Annotated in this window: 10 protein-coding genes; 6 read left to right on the top strand and 4 right to left on the bottom strand. The window is 36.7% G+C overall.

Going from position 1 to position 24,710, the window contains the following annotated elements; translation table 11 throughout:
- The first annotated feature begins 157 nt into the window (after window positions 1-157).
- Window positions 158-6,112, top strand: coding sequence for a TcdA/TcdB pore-forming domain-containing protein (locus P3L56_RS15785; RefSeq protein WP_198860867.1), 5,955 nt, complete (start codon window positions 158-160; stop codon window positions 6,110-6,112).
- A 299-nt stretch (window positions 6,113-6,411) separates the two neighbouring features.
- Window positions 6,412-7,797 (top strand): SLC13 family permease, encoded by a 1,386-nt coding sequence (locus P3L56_RS15780; RefSeq protein ID WP_272686214.1) that lies wholly within the window; start codon window positions 6,412-6,414, stop codon window positions 7,795-7,797.
- Between the two features lie 75 nt (window positions 7,798-7,872).
- Here P3L56_RS15780 and P3L56_RS15775 read toward each other — a convergent pair whose 3' ends face one another.
- Window positions 7,873-8,811, bottom strand: a complete 939-nt coding sequence (locus tag P3L56_RS15775) for a filamentous hemagglutinin N-terminal domain-containing protein (protein ID WP_042848169.1) — start codon at window positions 8,809-8,811, stop codon at window positions 7,873-7,875.
- A gap of 237 nt (window positions 8,812-9,048) precedes the next feature.
- Between P3L56_RS15775 and P3L56_RS15770 the strand changes: the two genes are divergently transcribed.
- A complete protein-coding gene (locus P3L56_RS15770) occupies window positions 9,049-15,456 on the top strand; it encodes a TcdA/TcdB pore-forming domain-containing protein (RefSeq protein WP_306804114.1) in 6,408 nt (2,135 codons plus the stop codon).
- A 59-nt stretch (window positions 15,457-15,515) separates the two neighbouring features.
- Here the strand turns inward: P3L56_RS15770 and P3L56_RS15765 are convergent, their stop codons facing one another.
- Window positions 15,516-18,674 carry an efflux RND transporter permease subunit gene (locus P3L56_RS15765; protein ID WP_042848167.1) on the bottom strand — a complete coding sequence of 1,053 codons (3,159 nt, stop codon included), beginning with the start codon at window positions 18,672-18,674 and terminating at the stop codon, window positions 15,516-15,518.
- A 15-nt stretch (window positions 18,675-18,689) separates the two neighbouring features.
- Window positions 18,690-19,877, bottom strand: a complete 1,188-nt coding sequence (locus tag P3L56_RS15760) for an efflux RND transporter periplasmic adaptor subunit (protein WP_042848165.1) — start codon at window positions 19,875-19,877, stop codon at window positions 18,690-18,692.
- A gap of 134 nt (window positions 19,878-20,011) precedes the next feature.
- On the opposite strand from P3L56_RS15760, the gene acrR reads away from it, so the two are divergent.
- From acrR to mscK, 3 genes are all read left to right on the top strand, one after another.
- Window positions 20,012-20,662, top strand: coding sequence for a multidrug efflux transporter transcriptional repressor AcrR (gene acrR / locus P3L56_RS15755; protein ID WP_042848164.1), 651 nt, complete (start codon window positions 20,012-20,014; stop codon window positions 20,660-20,662).
- Between the two features lie 12 nt (window positions 20,663-20,674).
- A complete protein-coding gene (locus P3L56_RS15750) occupies window positions 20,675-21,028 on the top strand; it encodes a DsrE/DsrF/TusD sulfur relay family protein (protein WP_042848163.1) in 354 nt (117 codons plus the stop codon).
- Window positions 21,029-21,134: 106 nt separating this feature from the next.
- A complete protein-coding gene (gene mscK / locus P3L56_RS15745) occupies window positions 21,135-24,515 on the top strand; it encodes a mechanosensitive channel MscK (protein WP_166687292.1) in 3,381 nt (1,126 codons plus the stop codon).
- Here mscK and P3L56_RS15740 read toward each other — a convergent pair.
- A complete protein-coding gene (locus tag P3L56_RS15740) occupies window positions 24,512-24,688 on the bottom strand; it encodes a DUF2496 domain-containing protein (protein WP_042848160.1) in 177 nt (58 codons plus the stop codon). The genes mscK and P3L56_RS15740 overlap by 4 nt on opposite strands.
- Window positions 24,689-24,710 lie beyond the last annotated feature (22 nt).

Raw genomic sequence — 24,710 nt, 5'->3', positions numbered from 1 at the left:
TAAATTTAAATAATTAATATATTATTTTCTACCAGCTGAATTAGTTCTTATTTTAGTTCTATTACCTAATGAGTTATTGCTTAAATCTTTTATAACTAATAGTGTTTAACTGTTTTTATATTAATTTTAACCTGTATTCAATAGGGATGGGTATTTAATGATTGTAATAAATGATGCGCAAAAAAAAATAGGAAAAGAACTAATTAAAAGCAATGATATTAATTTAATTACGTCTAATTTTATCGAGTTTACTCAAAGAAATGCCATTAATACTGATAGCATAACACATTTTGAGCAGCAATTTACAGAAGGTCGAATACAATTCATTAAGGTTGCGGATGGCGCTTATAGTATGGAATATGTCAGTGGTTCTGACGTACTTAGGAATGGAGAAAGTATTGAAAGTTATTTTTTAGGGTGTAACAGAATAAACGATAATAATAAGCGACCTATTTATATAGATATCCCTAAAAATGCAAAAGAAATAAAGTTTTTATTTACAGGGACGCTTTCAGGTCACTCAATAATAGTAACTGACTTAAATTCAGAGAGTTATCGGGTTTATCAAGATAGGCGAACTAATAGTTCTATCCTCTATGATAATGTCGTTATGGCTATTGACTATAATGACTATAGAGTAGAAGGGAGTCACGGAGGAATTGCCACAGCATATATGCAATATATTAACGGTAAATGGCAACTTTTATTACAAAAGCAAAAATATAAAATAGAGGGCAATATTGCTATCCCTATTTTTCGAGATGAAAACAAACCATTAGATAGCTATCATGCAAGTGTTAATTTTCTATCATACAAAAAGCGAAAATTTATAGAATATAGGGGTAGGTTACACAAGAGAATATTGAATTTAGCAAAGCTATATAATATTTCTACAAATGATATAAATAAAGATAATTTTGAATTTGACGATTTTTCATTAGATAACTTAGCATCTAATCCTTGGGTGGTAATAATAAATAATATAAGCAATAAAATTAAGTCTGACTCAATCTTACTTAAACAGCTTTTAAAAAAATGGGAATCTGAATTAAAACATTTAGAATCATTAAGTCTTAACAAGGTAAAAGAAAGAAATAGAATTAATGTTTTAAAAACAAAAACAGCCAAAAATAGAATGTATTTATTATTTATAACAGAACAATATGAATCGCTTCTTTTAGAAACTCGGGATGCGGAGCGGAGTTGGCTGTGGTATCAAGTCAAAGAAAAAAAAGGGATGGATTGGGTTATTGAACGTAAGTCAATTAAACGACGAAATATCGAGTCTGATCTTTTAATTACAAACCGTTATCATAACTTGGTTTATATCCACAAAAACTCAGCTAATATAAAATTCAAAATAGATTTTAATAATGGGATGCAAAAATTTAGTGAGATTAGCATAGCTTTAGTTAGGGATGATATGACATCTCTACAAATGAAAGAAATATATGTAAATCAAAATTTAACTGCATTAGATAGAGGGGCGTTATATAAAAAAATAGAAGAGTCTGAGCATAAAGAATATATCGATAATATATTAAATAAAACGGAAAAAATTAGCGAGCTTTTTTATTTAAATGGTAGTATAACAAATCGCCTTGCACCACAAGATTTCTATTTGATGCTAGCTGATGATACATCTAATGGGCGGTGTTATCCATTAGTTAGGGCCATGTCAGTTGCATTATCAAACCGAGGAACAAAGGGCGCTAATTTATTAATTGATAGGTTATTTGTTGCTTCAGCAACCCCCAACGAAACGGATTCTGTTTTGTTTAAATCAGCATTAGCTAAATTACATTCTAATATTAGTGCAGTAGAGGCTTCAATTCCCCATGGATATATGGACTTAAATGACATAAAAAATTTATTAACTTTAAAAGAAAAAAATATGATGTTTGCAGTAAATACAAGAACACATTCCATGTTGATTGGTAAAACAGTTACGGATGGTTATACACTATATTATTTTTATGACCCTAACTTTGGGTTATTCTCTTTTGATAAAAGCAAATCTCTTTTTTCTGCGGTAAATAAGTTTATGATAGATAACCAAATGGCGAAGTATTATTCTGCCTTTGGTACAGATAGTACGCCTACTTTTTCAGTGCTGACAATTGTCAATGATGATATGGCATTAGTTCCTGTTGGTAATTATTTAAATGTTGACAATTTAAGTGATGTAGAGTCTCTCAGTACAGCTTCAGAGCGCCAACAATCGGTTGTTCAACTAATTGAACGACAGGATATAGTCGAAGTAGATATTCAGTTAAAAACATCACTTACTATTTTAGATGCACAGCAGTGGGGGAAATCACTAAGTAAATCGATAGAAAAAATATCATCTGAACATCGGTTAGGGAAAAGTTGGCTTCCTTTATTTTCAAATATCGAGGAAATTGAAGATAACCACTATCGGATTCAATTCATTAATAAAGATGATCCACAATCAACCTATTGGGCTGAAACAACAGACAGCTCATTAATGGCATTTAAAAATTACTATGAAAAAAATATGCTGGCATTTGAGCAATATTATTATATTAATGAAAATAAAGTGGTTCCAAAAGGGGGGGATATCAATACAGTACCTATTGAAGGCTTAAATGCGGGAATAGCAATACAATCTATAATTCAATGGGCTGAAAATAGAACGAAAAAGTTGAGTGAAGATAACGAGAACTCCTCTAATTTATCATTAGCACTTAAATTGCATAGCTATGTTAACTATACGATGACGGCTCATGGGACAATGACCGATGCAGTGAAAATAACGGAATTAGTTAAAACAGTATTAATCGAAGAATCCAATACATCGGCGATGGTAATTAGTGATTTTTCTTTTTCTTTAGCTAATGTAGCAAATGAAGGTGTAGGGCTAATTTTTAATGGTGCAGTTGTTGGCTTTGATATTTATGAACTAGAACATGCAGAAAATGAATCTCAAAAAGTGGTGTTTGGTACTCAATTAGCTTTTGATTCAGTAGGGCTAATTGCAGGGGCTGGTAGTGCGGGGGCAGGTTTTTTAGGTGCAGCGAGTACCTCGATGGCTTTGGGAGGTGCGAGTGTTATATTCGCAGGACTTGGCATTGGGTTTGCGGGGCTAGCACGTAATTTTGCTATTATAGGTGATAATGCAAAAGCAGTTGGTCGTTATTTTTATGCTCTTGATCAAGCTTATAAAGGTAATGGATATGATTATTTAAGTGACAAAAAAGCGTTAGTGCCTCGTTTTGGTGCGGTATTTAGAAAAATTGATTTAAGGTCGAAGCAAATTGAGTTTGATAGCCAATATATTTATCGAACCAGTTCAGTATCAGCCGGTGGTGGAAGGAGAAATTATATTTTTTGGGGTGGCAATTTCCCTACAATGGTAATTGATAAAGATAAAGCGATTAATATTCGTGATGGGATAGGCTATGAAAATAAGGTACATAAATTAGAGACCGAAAATGTAGAAGCGCTAATTTTGCCAGTCATACCTAAATCGTATATTAAATATAATTATAACTTATGGCCAGGAGCAACAATGCGCCATGATTGCGGTTTTGATGTGATTAGGCGCCTAGAAAATGAAGATAACTTTGATTATGATTTTTATATATTCCCGAGTGAGAATACAATTACACAAATTTACCATGAATATGTTGATACACCAATTGAAGTTAGGTTAGATAAACAATATAGGTATTTATTTGTTCCAAAATTAGCCAAGGAATGGCATGGGTATATAAAATATGAAATCCAAGGTGGTGGGGGTGAATATCAAATAAGCATACAAGAAGGCGTTAAAATTAAGTTAATGGATGATGATGGGAAGGCATCTCGTTGGGTGATAAATACAGAGCAACTGAATAACCCAAGCATTAAGGTTCTGGAAAATGGCCTGAATATCGGTGGTGTTGAAATAGAAATTTCATCTTATTTAAATAAAGATAATATTTTTGTATTAGATAAAAATAATGAGTTGAGCAAAGTAAATTTTGAAGCATTAACAGTGAGTGTTGTCAGTGAAGATGCGAGTCAATGGGGAAATAGTCAGCAAACGCTTGTTAGTCATCTTAGGCAATTATCTCATGAAAATAAATTATATGAAAAATATATAGTTATAGAAAATTATAAACACAATGAGATAAACGTCGGGCGTGCTTTTTTTGAAATGGATAAAGAACGATTTATATTCATTAATTCAGAAAAATATAAAAATAATAATATGGTCCTTGGAACGGCACTTGACGAAGTGGCATACTTTTATGTATTAAAAAGTAATGTAATGTTGGGGGTTGATATTAGCTCCGGAGATATTCTGTCTGAGTATAAAATGACCTATCCGGAAACTGCTTCAATTGAAATTATTGATATATGGCAAGAGGATGAAAGTATTTATATTTCATGTGAAATAATGGTAAAAGGTAATTTAGTTAAAACTACCCACTTATTTTATAATAATAAAATACAGTTGTTGAGTATTACCATTGATGTGATATCACAAGAAAATCCCTCTGAATTATTTGATAAGATATCATCAAATAAAACGGTGTCTTTTTTAGCTGAACATATGGTAGGTATTACAGACAATGGTCGGATATCAAACTATACTACTTCTGAATTAGCAAAGATAGTTATGATATCAGAAGAAAGTGAAGGTAAGGTATCACAGCGTTATTGGTATTTTATAGAAAATGATAAAATAATAATTCCTAATTATAATTCCATAAGAGAAAGAGGTGGTTTATCATTAAATCCGACTAAAGAGGATACATCTCTACTTTCTAATTTATTTTTAGTGGGGGGCTTGTTAGATGAAAAAGGAAATGAAGTATTTTATTTTTATAATGATAAGAATAAAATAATCTATCGCCAAGAAAGTTTTGAAAAACAAAATTTAAACTCAACGTCATCAGTCATGGAGAGTATTGAGATACCTGATTTAAAAAATGTTATTCTTTGGGAAAAAAGTATTTTAGCCATAGATGTTTATGGAATAGTCTATCAAATAAATGCAGATGGGAAATCACATCAAGTCGCACTTAATACTTTTTGGTTTGAGCAACACCCTTTTTGGTGGGATAGTTTGAATGAATTATTCAGTGACTTGCCTATACTGACATTATTCGGTATTAAATCGTCAAATGGTAAGGATACGGTACCTGCATGGTATGTAGATAACAAAGTTGTTATCGCCCAAGAATTGTTAACAGGAAACACACTAAAATTATTAGGTAGAAATAAGGACGACTCCGGTGTACTTATTTTTGATACAGTTAGTCGTAAAATTTACATACAAAAGTACGCAACTCCTGAGCAGTTAAGAGACTCGTTTGGTTCCGGTTACCAAATTAAGGAGGTTTCTAGCTTGCCTTCTATTATTGAATTACATCCTAATACTAAGTTTAAAAGTGTCAAAAGAGTCAATTCAGGGGTGCTTCTTTTTACAGAAAATGATGAAATACTTTATCATGATATAATTTTAAATGGTGAGGATAAACCTAGCCCTGTGGGGACATCATTAATTATCCAAGCAAAAAAAGAGAATGGAATACTTATTCCTCCAGTCATTTCTAATGTTAAAAATTTAGTATTGAGCGGAGGTGAGGGACTAGGTAGGTATGTATTAATCAGATCTGTTTGGCGGCACTATAAGGTAATTGTTATTGATAATTACGCAAATGACTCTTTAATAGATACAATCTCTTTGCCTGTTGATGATTTAGATTCTTTACTAGTAAATCAGTACAATGATGATCTGCTTTTAACTGACCCCAGTACGGGGACAATATTAATGTTACGCCAAGTTTTCGGAGAACAATCTCAAACTCATAAACATTTACAGATAAACTGTATTAATAAGTTTGCTTCGTACAACGTGGATGAACTGATTCAGAAAGCATCATTTGAAAGTCGATTGAGTACTGAAGTTAGTTTAAGAAAAAAGCTTGAGAGTGCCCCTTATAAAGGGGAGTTTAGTGATCTTAGTATATCTAGGTTAACTGAAGTGATGGCGCCTTTTAGCAGTGAGAAATCATTTTTAACCAGTGACGCAACAAATCAACATCTTCAAAAACATACATCTGAACAGGTTTTTTCTTTATTTAATGAAAAACAGTAATTGTTAATTATGGATTAAAATACAGCCAGTGTTGTTAGGCTGGCTGACATAAGATGCTAAGCTTAGCGAGGCTTGTTTCTATCGGGGACTTAGGGCAGCATATCTAAGCTACTTTAATCGATAAAGTCGATTATTTATTGTCATTACAATGAAAAAATAGCTAAATTACACAACATAGATCGCAATTTTGGAGTATCCACATTTTCATCCTAATAAATTAACTCTATATTTCACTTCTCGTAAATAAATATTAACAATAAAACTCGAAACTGAATTTGCTTCCGAGCTATGGAGTTTACATGGATGCTTCTGAATCTTTAACACCAGCAGTAGGGCCTGGTCCATCAAACAAGCGGGGTTGGATAATCTTAGCGGTTGATATCGTACTATTGCTGTTACTGTTGAAATACTTGCCATTTGATGACAAAGCTAATGCAGGCCTCGCTATGATGGTCTTTATTGGCGTGCTTTGGTTGACCGAAGCTATTCACGTTACAATCACTGCTTTATGTATTCCAATTCTCGCTGTAGTGCTTGGGTTAATGAATACAGGTGATGCGCTGAAATCTTTTGCGAACCCAATTATCTTTTTATTTTTTGGTGGGTTTGCATTAGCAACAGCATTGCACATTCAAGGTCTTGACAGGCTAATTGCTAATCGTTTACTGATGGCAGCTCGCGGTCGCTTGTCTGTTGCTGTTTTATTATTATTTGGCGTTACAGCTTTACTGTCGATGTGGATCAGTAACACTGCAACTGCTGCTATGATGCTACCGTTAGTGTTGGGTATTTTATCTAACCTAGATGTTCGCCATGAACGTAACACTTTTGTATTTGTATTATTGGGTGTTGCGTATAGTGCCAGTATTGGTGGTTTGGGAACCATTGTTGGTAGCCCACCTAATGCGATCGCAGCTGCTGCATTAGGGTTAGATTTCTTATCATGGATGAAATACGGTATTCCTATCATGATGGTATTACTGCCAATGATGTTTGTATTGATGTATATGATGCTGCGTCCTAATCTTAAACACCGTTTTGAAATTGAATTAGAACACGTGGAATGGAATGGTAAACGCATAACAACAATGGTTATTTTCTTATTAGCTGTTGTATGTTGGATCACCAGTACATTTATCAGTGATGCATTCGGTGGTGTTAAAGACTTAGATACTATTATTGCAGTCAGTGCCGCGATCCTAATTGGTATTTCTGGCGTAGCTAGTTGGGCGCAAATTCAAAAGAATACTGAATGGGGCGTGCTAATGTTATTTGGTGGAGGTTTGACCCTGAGCGCAATTTTAAGCTCTTCAGGTGCGAGCCGCATCATGGCAGATTGGATGCAATTAACATTTGGCCAAAGTCACTGGTTTGTGATTATTATCGCCGTCACAGCTTTTATCATCATTTTAACCGAATTTACCAGTAATACAGCGAGTGCGGCATTATTAGTGCCTATTTTTGCGACAGTTGCTGAGGCATTAGGTATGCCAGTTATTGTATTAACGATGATCATTGGTATTGGTGCATCTTGTGCATTTATGTTACCAGTTGCGACACCACCAAATGCGATTGTGTTCGGTTCTGGCTATATTAGGCAAATCGAAATGGTGCGGGTTGGGGCAGTGTTGAACGTTGCTTGTATCATAGTGATTTCACTGTTTGCATGGTTCGTTTGGATGTAACTTAAGCCCAAATTTGAATTAACACACGGCCTCTTATTCGGAGGCCGTTTTGTTTGTTATTTCGTAAGATTGGTATTACTGGGGTGGCTGAGCGATGAGTATTTGTTGGTTTTTACCTATCTTTATAGCACCTTTATCTGAAAGCATAATATCACCGTCTCCACGTACTGAAAGACTCATTGCACTGATAAGGCCTTTAATATCAATTTTATTTTGTGGGCAAAGGAAGTTATCTTGGCATTGGTACTGATGGCTCTCAAGTGTAATATTTCTCCCAGTTAATTTTGCTTGTTCGTCCAGTTCAAATTGGTTTCCTTGGATGTAAGGAATGTCTGTTTTAAACTTTGAGCTATATTTAATGACTGCTTCACTAGGTGACAGTGTACCGATACCGGATGCACTAATATAATTTTGTATAGCTGCATTGATATTGAGAGTGTTTTGTAGCTTTATTTGGTCAGCGAATACATTTATTTTTGACAATAATATAGGGTTACCTTGTTGTTGAGTAATGGTGACAAGGCTATCTGGCTGGGTTGAAAACTTTAGTTGGCTGTAGTCCTCTAATTTTTTTGGTTCAAGTTGGTTATCTTTTTCTTTATTTTTGATATATTGCCTTTCAAACTTTCCTGCTACTAATGACAAACTATTTATATTATTAGTTATGCCATTCTTCCATGAAATACCATTTGGGTTTGCGATAACTAGGTTAGCCCGTTGGCCTTTTATGCCTAAAACTCCTTGTAATTGGCTTTCTTCATTTCCTGTTACTTCAGCAAATATAAGCTTGGCAGCTTTATTATTAAGATTGCTATTGCTGTTTATATCATTGTTAAAAACTAAACCGTCTTCATTGGAAGATAAACTCTCAAAAGTATTGAATGAAATATGGTTTTTAAGTGGAGCTTCAATGTTAATGACTTTTGCTTTATCGATGTTGGGAGGGGTTGAGTTAGAAATAAAAGGTAGAAATAAACTTAGATATGTGGCGGTTTTTACAATTATTAATTTCATATATAACTTCCTTGCTATTATAATGACTCCTGAACAGTATTGATTATACTTAAAAGTAAGGTTTTTAAAATAACAAAAAAAACGCCATTATAATAAAAAATATCAGTTATTTCCCATGGTGACTGTATGGGGTTTATTTGTTTATTTTTGTTTTTTAGTTGAATTATTTAAATTTATAGTGTTAATTAATAAATGATTATTTAATTAATAGATTATTACATCAAAGGAATGATATAAATGTTGAATGATAAATATAGTTTGCTAGATTTTTTAATTATAAAAAAACATTTTGGGATTAAGCTAATATATGTAGGAAATGTATTAGCGCAGGAAATAATGCAAGTTAGCCCCGAATTAATAGCTCAAGTATTGCGGGATAGATCTTTAAAAACGGGCCTTTTGGGGCGAAGGATACAAACAAAAAATGGTCTTGCAAGCCATGATATTCAGCAATTAGCCACAGACCCATTATCCTTTATTAGACTGAATGCCATTAGTGGCGATAACATGACAAAAATGGGGAAGCTTCCTCCACACGGCCGTGCTCAATTAGTCAAGCTAGCACCAAACAGTTATGCAGCTGAATATCTGTATGAGCCTTCAAGAATGGACCCTAAATTAGCCGTTGAAGCCTATTTTTTAGGCTATAATGGGGCTAATCAGTCAATTAAAACACCTGCTTATGTTGATATACCTATACAAGCAACTGAAAATAGCTTTTTATTTACAGGGTCTTTGACAGGGTGCTCTGTTATTGTCACAAAGTTAAACGAGACAACATACCGTGTTTATCATGATGGCCGAGTAAACAGTTCAGTATTATATGATAACGTAGTAATGGCATTTGATTTTAAAGATTATCAAATATCTGGCACTGAAGAAGGGCTTGCCGTTGCTTATATGCAGTTTAATCATGGTGGGTGGCAATTATTACTACAACGCCAAGAATATGAAGTCATTAATGGCACTCCCACCCCCATATTGCGTAGAAATAGTGCCTCGATTAGTGCTTTATACCCAAATGAGCGGCTTTCTCATGATGTTTTAGATAAATTTAACCTTCATCGTAATGAAATACATAAAAAATTAAAACAAATTGCAAGTGAATTTGGTATTGATACTGATAATATTTTAGATGGCGTGTATTTTGAAGGGGAGTTTTCATTACAGCATCCTGCTATTACGCCTTGGTTAAATTTACGTGATGAGATAAAAATTCAAATTGCTAAAAATATTAATATACTAAATAATAAAATAGAAGAAATAAATTTAGAATTGACAGCGTTAAATAGAAAAGAAACACATAGTAATGAGGATTCGATTAGAATTGCACAATTTAAAAAATCTATTGAGGAACATAAGATTACACGTGGATACTATAGGCAGAAGTATGGTTCTATTTTGGCAGAAGCATTAGTCGTTGAACGCAATTGGTTATGGTTACAAATAAAAAAACAACATGGGGAATCTTCAATTATTCAAATGGAAGACCCGAGTATCCAGAGTGGAATTAATTTTAAAACCCAGCCAATTGAAAAGCTTTATGAGCTGGTGTTATATAATGACATAGTAAAACATAATGTTAAATTTAATGAGGGTATTGAACAATATGATCAGATAGTTATTGATGGCTTTAATGATGATATGTCATCATTAAAAATGAAAGAGTTATATATTAAGAGTGAATTAAGTATTGAACAGAGGGGGGCTTTATACCAACATATAATTAGAAAGGAGAAAGCAGAGTTTGAAAGTAATATTTTAAGCTTCACTTTGAAATCTAATTCATTGTTTCGAGACGCGGGGAGGATTGACCAACGAATTGCTCCCCAAGATTTTTACTTGCCTTTAATGGGGGATAATTCGGGGGGGCGTTGTTATCCTTTAGTTAGGACGATGTCTGTTGCATTAAAGTCAGAGGGGATGATAGGTGCAAATAAATTTCTTAATAAAATGTTTTTTGCAGCAGCATCACCTGAAGATAAAAACTCAATTTTATTAAAATTTGCACTGGAGAATCTCCATTTAAATATAGAGGCGACTCAGGCATCAACAGTTCTTGGTACATTTGAATTAAATAAGGTAAAAGAAATTCTGGTTGATTCTAAAGGATCAAATATGTATGCACTTAATAGTGTTACACACTCGATGCTATTAGGGAAAACGATAATTAATGATGAAACAAATTATTATTTTTATGATCCTAACTTTGGTATTTATGCTTTTGATGATCCTGATAAATTATTTTCTGCTTTGAATAAATTTATGTTTGAAAATAACATGGCTCAGCATTATTCAGTTGTCGGTGGTCAATTTGAAATGGTATCAATTGATACAGAGCAAATGTCTGATGTTCAAATTGGTAGCCGTTTAACTGTTGCCGATTTAGTTCAGTCGGATGATTTAACGGAGTCTATTCACCAAAGCGAGGAGGTAGCAGAGATAATTGCTCGTCAAGACTTAATCGCAAGAGACAAGCAAATACAGGCTTCCTTAGCCATTTTAGAGTCAGAGCGGTTGGGAGAACGCCTTGAATCGGCTCTTTATGAAGTGATTAATAAACATCAATTAGATGAAAAGTGGTTACCCGTTTTTGAAAATGTTGAGAAATTGAGCGATGACCGATACCGCATTCAATTTATTCACCAAGACGTAGAAGCAAAAACACGGTGGATTGAAACAGAAAACGCAACATTTTTTGAATTTAAAGAATATTTTCATAAACAGATAGCAATACTAAAGAAAAATTATTCTTTTAATGGTAAGGAGTTACAAAGAAAAAGTGGTATTGGGGAAGCGGAACATGTAGATGGCCTCAATATAGCAATGGGTATACAAGCAATAATTCAATGGTCTGCAAATCGAAATCGCAAGGCAGCGGCTTCTTCGGAACAGCCATCAAATCTAGAAACAGCATTACGTATTCATACTTACATTAGTTATTCAATGATGGCACATGGGGTGATCAATGATGCTGCTAAAGTAGGGAAAATAGCTTACTCATTGTGGCGAGAAGGAAGCGTAGCGGCTAAAACAATGATGAACAATTTTTCTTTATCGTTAGTACGTATGGCAAATGAAGGGCTTGGTATTCTTTTCCAAGGAGCAATGGTTGTATTTGATATTTATGAGTTAGCTAATGCACAAAATGAAGCACAAAGAGCCGTGTTCGGAACGCAATTGGCTTTTGACTCAGCGTCACTCGGAGCTGGTCTTGTCGGTATAGGTGCCTCTATACTCGGTGCTGAAACCGTCGCAGGTATTACTGGGCCATTATCTGTACCGATTATGGGGGTAGGGATTGGTTTTACTGCTTTAATCAATATTAATGAACGCCACGCACAAAAAGCAACTGCTGTTGGTCTGGAATTTACGGCTTATCAGCAAAGTTACCAGAATGCGGCAATAGCTTATGATGATGAAAAAAAACTTTTAATCCCAACTTATGGAGTAGTAATAGAAGAAATTAACTTTCAAAGAGGTTTTTTTAAACTGGGGAGTCAATATATCTACCGTGGTGAAAACATGACATGGACTATTCCGCATTGTTGTATGAGTGATTTTCAGTCAGCGCCACGAGCAGATATTGATAGAAAGAATGCCATTAATATTAGGGAAGCGGTTGGTGTTGTAGATAATCAGGTCAGCTTTGATGGGGGACAGTCTCATATTATTGTGTTGCCCGTCGTTCCGCAATCTTATATTCGTTATAACTACAGTGTTCTTTTCGGGGGAACAGTACGTAATGATAATGGCTTTTCAATATTGCGGAAAATGGAGGAAGACTACCAATTTTATTTTGATTTTCTCTATTGTAGTGCCGAGTACATAATCTCAGAATTAGTGCATGAGTATGTCAATACTAAAATTCAAGTTACGCTTAACACTGAAAATAAACATTTGGTTGTTCCACTAATGCCTGAACCATGGCGAGGTCATATAGAACATGTTGTTAAAGGGAATGGCGGGGAATATCAAATTACAGTTAACCATGGTGCTTCCTTGCGGCTAATGGAAGACTTAAGCAGTGATAAGCTATCCCAATGGATACTTGATACAAGTTTGATTGATGATGGTAAAGAACTTAACGTTTCATTTTATGATGACCATATTAAAATAAATGGGTTTACGATTGGAATTGATGCTACAGCTAAATCAAGCCTGATAAAAATTATTAATAGTAAGAATGAGCTTAATATAATTAACTTTAGTGCTCAAACAATTGAACCCATTAGTTTAGATGGACACCGATGGAGTGTAAAAGGCCAATCTATTGAACAACACCTTAATGAATTAGCGGATAAACATGAGTTACATGGGCAATATGTAGTAGTTAATGGTTATCAGCATAATGGCTTAGATGTTGGGCGTGCTTTTTATGACGTTGCAACAAAACGTATGTTATTTACGAATTCATTATCAGAAGAAAACCAAACAGCAGAATTAATCGGCGTTATTGGTGATGTGGTTTATTTCTATTCGAGAGAAAAAGCGATAGCTTGGCAAGCCAATGTTAAGACCGGCGATATTACCCATAAAATAGAGGCTTCATCAGTTTTAGGTAGTGGAGCAGAAATTGTTCATGCTTCATTAGAATATAATCAATTTAATATTACATTACGTCAAAATTATCTGGGGCAGAAAATAGATAGCACTTATCGAGTGCTTAGAGATAAATTAGAGCTAACAAAGGTATTTAATAATAGAAAGTTAATTAATATGCTTCATAATACCCCGACTATATTATCTCAAGAACAACGTCAAAAACTGTTACAACATGACTACTTAGTTTTTTCTGATGAAGTAATAAAATCTAGTTCAGATTTATACATGCCTATTGAGCCAAATGTTAGGAAAGTCGTCATACTCACAGAACAGGAGCAAAACCACGAAAGGGAACAAGGTTTTACTTATCATCCTGAACATATTGGAAACCCTAGTTCACAGACCGAAACTTCCGTTGGGAAAATCGTAAAGCTAATAGGGACAGACAAAGGTTTTACTTACCGTTATTGGTTACGAAGTGAGAGTGGGACATTAATTAAGTGTAATTTAGCCAGACCTGATAATTATGATAGCCAGCTAAGTTCACAGTTATTACGGCGATATTCCATAACGGCAGAAAAACAAGTCGAAATTGATTTGCTATTAGCTAAACCAGGTATACCACTAAAAACAATTATGGAAAGTTCTCATTTTGGTATATCACAAGAACACTTAATACGAGCTGAGAATTTATTTAAAATTAGTGGAAAGAAAGCAACCTTAGCCAAGGTTTTGGGGGTAGTTCACGATCTCTATGACTTGAGAAGCGACCAGTGGGTATGGCAATCACCTGAAGATTTAATATTGGTTGGTAGCCTGTTTAATCAAAGTGGACAGGAAGTATTCTTTTTTTATAGTCGAAAAGAAGATGTAGTTTTTTACCAAGAGGGGCTTGGGCAAGATATTATTGAACCAAATAACCCAACGGCTTTACGTTTAAATTTCCGCCAGATAGAGAACGTTATTAACTGGCAGAATAATATTTTAATTATTCAATATGATGGCACAGTAAAGCAACTTAATGCTGATGGCACTGCTGATACAGTTGCCCTTAATAAAAATTGGTTTAATAAGTCAATTTTTAAGTGGAGTAATTTCAACCAATTTTCAAATGAAAAACACCCTATTGCGTTATTTGGGTTAAAAGGTGCTGATGGGAAACGTATATTACCTGCATGGTATTTAAAAGGTAAAATTATCATATCACCATCATTTTCACCGGAGAGTGAATTACAAATCATGGGGTTTGATGATGCTAAACAGCAGGGCATAATTTTTGATACAAAATCAAAGAAATTATATCAAGTAAAGGCAATTGACTCTGCTCAATTTGACCGCATTTTTGATCAGAATAGGGTTATGATACACCCTGAGAACCTACCTGAATATATGGATTTATACCCAAACCTCAGCTTTAAGTCCGTAAAAAAAATAGCGGGTGGTTTAATGCTACAAATAGATAGTGATGAAATTATATATCACCCAATTTTGCAGAATAATAAACAGCTAAGTTCATCGTTAATTATAAAAGGAACAAGGGGTGATGATAATTTAAAGTTAGAGGAATTCAGAAATACATTTGTTTTGATTATTAGCTTAGGTGAAGGCTCAGATACGTATAATTTCGAGAAAGCAGATTGGCAGTATTATAAAGCGATTATTATCAATAATTACTCGGCAGATCGGGTTGTTGATCGGCTAGTTCTCCCCATAGAAGCTCAACTGGGGGATATATATGCTAGTCGCCAAGGGGAGGATTTAATCATTACGGACCCAATAAACAATACATCGTTATGTATATATAAAGCTTATAGCTCACAGGCTGACTCCTACCGTCACCTACAAATTCAAATTGGTGAAACTGAACAATTTATTGATATTAGTATTCTTGCTGAACGTCCTCAGGTTCGTCATGGCTTAATGTATTTATCCGCTTATTTTAATGAGCAGCTAAGAATAAATGACGAAATCGCGCTATTAGGGGGATTTACAACTCAAATGGCTGTGGATGATGGAGTCAATACGTTGCAGAAATTAGCCTTAGGGCAAGGGCAACGTTATTCCGATACATTATTATTCGATACAGTGAATCAACATTAAATAGTGATCAGGTTGAAAAAAGAGCCACGTAAGTGGCTCTTTTTAAGTCTTATAGGTAATTAATGCGAAGCTGGTGGATGGCTGTGTTCAATATCTTCAGACTTCTTAGAGAAACGGCGACGGATCACCACGAAGAAGACTGGGACAAAGAAAATAGCCAGTGAAGTTGCTGCGAACATACCACCCAGAACACCCGTACCTACTGAGTTCTGAGATGCAGAACCTGCACCATTACTAAATACCAGTGGAATAACACCTAGCATAAATGCCAGTGATGTCATCAGGATTGGTCGTAAACGCATCTTAACTGCGTCAAGTGTTGCCTCGACTAACCCTTTCCCTTCTTTTTCCATTAAGTCTTTGGCGAATTCAACAATCAATATTGCGTTTTTCGCCGAGAGCCCAATGGTTGTTAGTAGACCTACTTTAAAGTAAACGTCATTATCTAAGCCTCGAACTGAGGTGAAGATTAATGCCCCGATAATACCTAGCGGAACGACTAACATAACAGAGAACGGAACTGACCAACTTTCATACAGTGCTGCCAAGCATAGGAAGACGACTATCAAGGAAATCGCATATAGAGCAGGGGCTTGGTTACCTGCTAAACGTTCTTGATAAGACATCCCCGTCCACTCATAACCAATTCCTTTTGGCAGGTTTTCAGTCGTGAGTTTTTCCATTAGCAGCATAGCATCCCCGGTACTTTTACCTGGGGCAGCCTGACCTTGAATGTTCATTGATGGGACACCGTTATAACGCTCTAAACGTGGTGAACCAAACTTCCAAGGGTCTTGGGATGTGTCCAAAAATGCAGAGAATGGAACCATTTTACCTTGGTTGTTACGAACATACAGGTTACTGATATTTTTTGGCAGCATGCGGCTTTCTGCGTCACCTTGTACGTAAACTTTCTTCACACGACCGCGGTCGATAAAGTCATTCACGTAGGCTCCACCGAAGATCGAGCTTAATGTTGCGTTAATATCACTAATCGCAACACCTTGTGCCTGTGCTTTTTGTTGGTCGATATAAATACGGTACTGTGAGGTATCATCCTGACCATTTGGACGGACACCTTGCAGCATTTCTGGGTGCTGAGCTGCTAATCCAAGTAACTGATTACGGGCTTCCATTAATTTTTCATGCCCTAAGTTAGCTTTATCTACAAGCTCGAAGTCGAACCCGTCGGCGGTACCTAACTCAACAATTGCCGGTAGGTTAAATGCGTAGATTAGCGCTTCTTGTTTTTGTGACAGCGCGATATTAGCGCGTTGTACAATCGCATCGACGTGGTTTTCATCACCTTTACGCTCGCTCCAGTTTTTCAGAACGATAAAGGCTAGACCCATATTTTGTCCTTGACCTGCGAAGCTAAAGCCCCCAACGGTAAAGACTGACTCAACGTTTGCTTTTTCTTCGGTAAGGTAGTAGTTGTTAACTTCATCCAATACCGCTTGCGTTTGTTCTTGGGTTGATCCAGGTGGTAATTGGATCATTGACAGGAATACCCCTTGGTCTTCTGCTGGTAAGAAAGAAGACGGCAAACGCACAAACATAAAGGCCATGCCCGCCACTAATATCAGGTAGATGACAAGATAACGGCCTGTACCGTTAAGCATGCGGCTTACACTGTCAGTATAATGGTGAGCTTGCTTTTCAAACATTCGGTTAAACCAACCGAAGAACCCTTTCTGGCTACCGTGACTGCCTTTTTCAATCGGCTTCAACATGGTTGCGCACAGTGCTGGCGTTAAAATCATTGCCACCAGAACTGAGAATACCATTGATGATACAATCGTGATTGAGAACTGACGATAAATAGCCCCCGTAGACCCTCCAAAGAAAGCCATTGGGATAAATACTGCCGAAAGTACCATTGCGATACCGACTAATGCACCTTGGATTTGACCCATTGATTTTTTGGTCGCTTCTTTTGGTGACAAGCCTTCTTCTTGCATTACCCGCTCAACGTTTTCAACAACAACGATGGCATCATCGACCAGAAGACCGATGGCAAGAACCATGGCGAACATCGTCAGGGTATTTATCGAGTATCCGAATGCCGATAAAATAGCAAAAGTACCCAATAATACGACTGGAACGGCAATTGTAGGTATTAAGGTTGCACGAATGTTTTGTAGGAACAAATACATTACCACAACAACTAGCATGATTGCTTCAACCAACGTTTTAACCACTTCGTTAATCGAAATTTTAACGAATGGGGTTGTATCGTATGGATAAACAATTTCTAACCCTTGAGGGAAGAAAGGTTTCATATCTTCAAGAGCTGCGCGCACGTTATTAGAGGTATCTAATGCGTTTGCACCTGTCGCCAACTTAATACCAATACCAGCAGCAGGTTTACCATTAAAACGGGCAATCGTGCTGTAGTTTTCTGCACCTAATTCGACATCAGCAACATCTTTAATGCGTACTTGTGAACCATCTTGGTTTACACGCAGCAAAATATTGCTAAATTCTTCAGCATTATTTAAACGTGTTTGTGCAATGATAGAAACGTTTAAACGCTGGTTAGCAATTGAAGGTGAACCACCGAGTTGCCCTGCTGCTACTTGGTTGTTTTGAACCTTGATAGCATTAATGACATCCGTTGTGGTCATGTTGTATTTAACGAGCTGTTCTGGTTTTAACCAGATACGCATCGCATATTGCGTACCAAATAGTTGCGTTTCACCGACACCATTTACTCGGCTAAGTGGGTCTTTAATATTTGACCCAACATAGTCAGCAATGTCGTATTGCCCCATTGAGCCATCATTAGAAACGAAACCGGCAACCATTAAGAAGGAACTAGTTGATTTATCAACACTAATACCTTGCTGCTGAACCTCTTGTGGCAGCAATGGCATTGCCAGTTGCAATTTATTTTGTACCTGTACTTGCGCTATATCACCATCAGTACCTGCTTCAAACGTTATTGTGATGCTAGCAGAACCTGATGAATCACTGCTCGATGACATATATACCAAGTTATCGATACCGTTCATATTTTGTTCGATAACCTGAGTTACGGTGTTCTGTACAGTCTCAGCATCCGCTCCCGGATAGTTAGCTGAAATAGAAACAGCCGGTGGCGCGATGGTTGGGTACTGTGAAACAGGTAACTGGATAATTGCCAACAGACCAGCAAGCATGGTGATAATTGCAATTACCCACGCAAAAATTGGTCTTTCTATAAAAAACTTAGGCATTAATCAGCCGCTCCCTTATTTAGACTTTTCTTCAGGTTTTGCCTGATTGTCTATGGATTGCGTTTCTAAGTTAGCTTCCTTAGGATTCACAACAATTCCTGGTTTGATTTTTTGTAAGCCGATGACAATGATGCGATCACCTTCTTGTAAGCCATCAGTTATCAGCCATTTATTGCCAATAGCTTGACCAGCTTTAACCGCCCTGACTTCAACTTTATTCTCAGCGTTGACGACCATAACTTGAGAAGTCCCTTGAGCTGTACGGGATAACCCTTGTTGTGGCACCAAAATCGCTTTTTCAATTATGCCATCTTCTAATACCGCACGAACAAACATACCTGGAAGTAACTCTTTGTTCGGATTAGGGAAAACGGCTCTCATTGTGATAGAACCTGTTGTTTCATCAACAGTCACATCAGAGAACTCGAGAACACCTTTTTGTGCGTATTCTAGGCCATCATTACTGATTAAGCTTACAGGGGCTTGACCAGATTCTCTTTGGACAGCACCTTTGGCTATCTCATTTTTTAGACGTAAAAAATCATCGCTTGATTGAGTGACGTCTACATAGATAGGGTCTAGTTGCTGAACACGCATTAACTCAGTTGCTTGACCAGTAGAAACTAATGCCCCTTCAGTGACATTCGATTTACCAGTACGACCACTGATTGGCGCAGTTACTTTGGTATAGTTCAGGTTAATACGTGCAGTTTCAACTGCGGCTTCAGCCGCTTTAACAGCAGCAAGAGCTTGTGCATAAGTTGATGTTGCTTGGTCGTATTCCTGACGGCTAATGTAATTAGTGCCTAACAATGGTTTATAACGTTTAACTGTCAATCCTGCTAAATTTGCATTTGCTTGCGCTTTCGCTAATTCAGCTTTTGCACTGTCATAGGTTGCTTGGAATGGTGCAGGGTCAATCTGGTACAAAGATGTGCCAGCTTCGACATCGCTACCTTCTTTATAGTTGCGCTTCAAAATGATGCCACTAACTTGAGGACGAACCTCAGCAACACGAAATGCAGATGTACGACCTGGTAACTCGGTTTTGAGCGTCAGAGGTTCGGCTTTAAGCGTAACAATTCCTACTTCAGGCGCCGGGCGTTCTCCGCCACCTTGTTGTTCGTCGTTACAACCGGATAAAGCTAAGCCACCTGAAAGAACCAACAGAGCCAGAGGTAACACCCCTCTGTTTTTTCGCATAAGTTAACCTCAATTAATCAATATGAGTTCAAAACAAAAATAAGAAAAATGGTAAACAATATGATTTATCACTGTGCTATAGTACAAACATACACGATTGTATGTAAATCAGCTTTCGATAGAAACGGGTCACAATGGCACGAAAAACTAAACAACAGGCTGAAGAAACTCGCCAGGAAATATTAGATGCTGCTATCAAAACATTCTCTGAACGAGGCGTTTCTGCCACATCATTAGCCGATATTGCAAAAGCCGCCGGGGTTACCCGTGGGGCGATATATTGGCATTTCAAAAATAAAGTTGATCTTTTTTATCAAGCCTGTGAGTTTGGTGATAACCAAATTGTACAAGCTGAAGAATATTATCGTTCTAAATATACCAATGATCCACTTTCAATACTAAGAGAATTGTTAGTTTTTATTTTAACTGATTTCATTGAAAGCCCTAAAAACCGCGCTCTGATGGAAATATTTTTTTTGAAGTGCGAATTAGTCGGTGAAATGGCGGCGCTAGTTGATTTTAAACGGGCTAATTATGTTGCTAGCCAATGTCGAATTGTTGAAAACTTACACTCGTGTATTGCGGCAGGGCAATTACCGGCAGACCTAAATGTCGACTGCGCTGCTATTATGATCCGTTCTTTGATGTCAGGTTTATTGGAAAACTGGCTACTCCAGACAGAAAACTTCAATATAAATCAACACACCATTACATTGGTTGATACACTATTAGAGACTTTAAAAAGTAATGCCGCAATACGGCTTAAACCAATTCAAACTGAATAATTGGAGTGTAAAATGTCATCTATCCTGATTATTGCCAATGGCGCACCTTACGGCAGTGAAACATTATTTAACTCATTGCGTTTGGCGATCACCTTAAAAGAGCAAAATTCACAGTTGGATTTAAAAGTTTTCTTAATGTCAGATGCAGTGGCTGCGGGCTTGGCTGCGCAAAAACCCAAAGAAGGTTATAATCTTCAACAGATGTTAGAAATTTTAACCGCACAAAATGTTCCCGTGAAATTGTGTAAAACATGTACGGATGCACGAGGAATTAGCGAACTTGCTTTAGCGGACGGTGTTGAGGTTGGGACGCTTGTTGAACTCGCCAGTTGGACATTAAGTGCTGAGAAAGTATTAACGTTCTAGTCTGGGGTCGTGCAATATTTACCTAGTGTGCTGATAGTTGTTTATCAGCACTTTGTGTAATAAAACAATATGTGAAAGCTTATTATGAGTATATAGGGATGTTGTTATGATGAAACAACAACGGAATTGGCTACATTTAATTAGCATAATCTTATTATTTGCCACAGTGCTTTTTTCCTATCCTGTTAACGCATTAACCACGAGTCATTTACCGAGTAAAAATGAGATTAAAAGTGCACTCGATGCATTGAATAAAAAAAGTGCCTTGAATGAAGATGATAAATTAGCGTTAGCGGATTTAGAAAAAACATCTGATTTTTATGAGGAACTGAGTAAATTAGAACAACGAACTGAAGAACTACAAGAAAAACTCAACAATACCAGTGAAGATTCGAGAAAAGCGGTTCAAGGTTTACAGCAAATAAAAAAAGAAAATAAACAACTTGCAGCAAACTTCGCTGAACAAATTCAAAAAAGCACACTTTCCCAATTAGAAGCATTGAAATCATCTTACCTAGAAAACCTTCAAGTTGAACACAGTGACCTCGCTACCTACAGTAGTCAATTGATAGGGTTACAAACTCAACCTGAACGAGCCCAAGCGCTGATGCTAGAAAATGCGAAGCGTTTGCAAGATATTCGTAATGAATTAAATAATACACAAGACGATGTGGTGAGCTTAAGGCCAACCCAAATCAATATGCTACTGGTAGAACAATATCTATTACAGCAGCAAAATGAGTATCAAAAACGCATTCTACAAAGCAATACCCAATTGCAAGATGTATTGCAAAAACAACGCGATTATACCGCGGCTTATATTGAACAGCTCGAAGTCTACATTCAACAGATCCAAGCTGAAATTAGCCACCGTCGGCTTAATGATTCCCAATCGACGGTACGTGAAGCATTGAGTACCTCTGAAACAGATATTAACGTTCAACAAAACCCGATTATTCAAAAAGAAATTGCGATTAATAATACATTAAGTGATCGGCTTATTGCGGTGACAGAAGACAGTAATAAATTAGTACAAAATGGTATACGAGTTAAAACGTGGCTTGAAAGAGCGACACAATCAGAGCGAAACTTAAAAGAACAGATCAATGTATTACGAGGTAGTTTGTTGTTATCTCGAATTTTATTTCAACAACAAATTGATTTACCCGCTAATATTTTAACTAAAAACTTACCTACGACAATTGCTGATTTGCGCCTTGAACAATTTGATATTAATCAGCAGCGTGATGAACTATACCAACCCAGTGATTACATCACTAAATTAGAACAGCAATTAGAGGTTAAAACGGGGGATGACCCAGAAGCGTCAACCTTATTATCAGAGGAAGACAAAGCGGTTTTAATAAAACTGTTGGAAGTTCGCCGAGGGTTGTTAGATGAGCTGAATCAACAACTCGGAGGGCAAATTTCACAAGCAATTAATTTAGAGTTAGATCAAAACCAATTATTGAGTGTTGTGAGTTCTCTTGAAAACATATTGGCACAGCAAATATTTTGGGTGAACAGTAATAAACCGATTGATTTAGAATGGCTGAAAGCCTTTCCCGAAGCGGCGACTGCACAATTCGACAATGTTGATTTATCCATTTCAAGCCGTAGCATTATGAAGGGCGTCAGTAACTCTTTGCTGGTGGTTATTCCGTTAGTGTTAGTCGCGCTAATTTTTATTTGGTTTAACCGTAAGATTAATCGACGATTACAGGATATCGACCAGCACCTTTCAAGTTTACGTAGTGACAGCGTATTAAGTACACCATTTGCCTTATTATTAACGTTAATGCAGACCTTGCCCGTATCATTGTTTTTATTAGCTATTGGTTATTGGTTTTTGAAAACAGGTAATGCTCAAGGGCCCTTTGTTTGGAAATTTTGTCAGCAATTAGCCATCTTCTGGGTGTTATTTGAGCTAACTTATCGGGTACTTAAACCCCAAGGTATCGCGCAAAAACACTTTGCTATCGAAAAAGAGAAAATAACACTTGCTCGACGTGGTCTGTTCAGATTATCTATCCCTTTGTTACCGCTTATTTTCTTTTCGACTTACGGAATTAGCAATCCATTAAAAGTGTCAGAAGATGTGATTGGTCAGCTAGTAGTGTTAATTTCCTTAGTGCTACTGTGTATTTTTACCACTCCATTTTGTAAGCGGGTTTGGCAAGAAAGGGGCAGTCATTTAACTCGGAGTATTGTTGTGGCACTACTGACATTTTCACCATTGATTTTAGTGGGGTTGATGATGGCGGGGTACTACTACACCACATTACGTTTGACGAATCGTTGGATAGACAGCTTATATTTATTGTTGCTGTGGCATATCACTTATAATGCCTGCTTGAGGGGGTTGACATTAGTCGCTCGAAAGCTTGCGTATCAACGAGCTATTGAACGACGTGCGATGTCTAAGCAAGAAGAGACAGAAAATGAGCCAATTAAAGAACCCCCTATGGCCATTGATTTAATTAGCCAACAGTCGTTGCGCTTAATGACAATGGTCTTATTTATTATCTTTGCACTAGCGTTTTATGCTATTTGGTCTGACTTTATTACGATTTTTTCCTTCTTAGACAGCGTGAATTTGTGGGGCTACACGGCGACTTCGGCGGAAGGTGGCAATATTTTACAATACGTGACGCTTGCCAATTTAATTTTAGCGTTAGTGATTATTGTTGTGTCATGGGTGATGACGCATAACTTACCTGGGTTATTGGAAGTCCTGGTATTATCTCGTTTGAAGTTGCGTCAGGGCTCAACCTACGCCATTAAAGCCATATTAACTTACAGTATTATTGGTATAGGAGCGATTGCTTCGCTGGGGATGATTGGCGTAACTTGGAATAAATTACAGTGGTTAGCCGCTGCTTTAACCGTTGGCTTAGGGTTTGGTTTACAAGAAATTTTTGCTAACTTTGTTTCTGGGATCATCTTATTATTTGAAAGGCCAATTCGTATTGGTGATACGGTGACGATCGGCGAATATTCAGGGACGGTGAGTAAGATCCGCATCCGAGCGACTACCATTGTTGATTTTGATCGTAAAGAGGTCATTATTCCCAATAAGGCTTTTGTGACTGAAAGGTTGATCAACTGGTCGCTTTCAGACACCGTCACACGGGTAACGATAGCAATTGGTGTTGCTTATGGGTCAGATCTCGACAAAGTTAAGCAAGTTTTATTATCTGCGGCGACCAGTAACAGCAAAGTAATGACAGAACCTGCACCGAATGTTTATTTTACTAGTTTTGGCGCGAGTACTTTAGATCACGAATTGCGTTTTTACGTACGCCAAATTGGTGATCGGTCTGTAACGAATGATGAAATAAACCGAGCGATAGACAAACTATGTAGAGAAAATGATATTGATATTGCCTTCAACCAACTAGAAGTTCATTTGCATAATAGCCAAGGGGATGAAGTGCAAGAAGTCAAGCGTACATTAAAAGACGGTGATGGCAACTTAGCTAATTAGCGGTCTTTCGTGCAGGTGGCTTGGGCCGCCTGCATTTGCTTCGAAATATAGTCATTTCTAACAATATCAAGGGCTTTTAGTACGATATCTGTGTCTATTTCTGAGGTTTCTAATAAATAAATCAAATCAACGGCAAGCTGTATTTCTAGCGGTGCATCTTTAAGCGAAGACATGGCAATTCCTTTTGTCGTTAAT

Source organism: Providencia sp. PROV024 (assembly GCF_032709665.1).
Lineage (GTDB): Bacteria > Pseudomonadota > Gammaproteobacteria > Enterobacterales > Enterobacteriaceae > Providencia > Providencia huashanensis.
Note: the sequence above shows the minus strand (reverse complement) of the source record. Positions and strands in the feature narration are given on the sequence as shown.